Genomic DNA, 371 nt, shown 5'->3' with positions numbered 1-371 from the left:
GAGGCGGTTTGATAAGCGAGATGTGATAGCCCTGGGCTCAACCTGGGAACTGCATTTCGAACTGGCAAACTAGAGTGTGATAGAGGGTGGTAGAATTTCAGGTGTAGCGGTGAAATGCGTAGAGATCTGAAGGAATACCGATGGCGAAGGCAGCCACCTGGGTCAACACTGACGCTCATGTACGAAAGCGTGGGGAGCAAACGGGATTAGATACCCCGGTAGTCCACGCCGTAAACGATGTCTACTAGAAGCTCGGAGCCTCGGTTCTGTTTTTCAAAGCTAACGCATTAAGTAGACCGCCTGGGGAGTTCGGACGCCAGGGTTAAACTCCTTTTCAGTGAGGGGGGCCCGCACTCGCGGGGGCGCGTTTG

1 rRNA gene is annotated in these 371 nt (G+C 54.2%); it reads left to right on the top strand.

Going from position 1 to position 371, the window contains the following annotated elements:
• A 16S ribosomal RNA gene (locus CWB66_RS22455) occupies positions 1–371 on the top strand; the annotation flags it as partial.

The organism is Pseudoalteromonas sp. S558 (assembly GCF_005886635.1).
Taxonomy (GTDB): domain Bacteria; phylum Pseudomonadota; class Gammaproteobacteria; order Enterobacterales; family Alteromonadaceae; genus Pseudoalteromonas; species Pseudoalteromonas aliena.
This window is presented reverse-complemented; position numbering and strand designations above follow the sequence as displayed.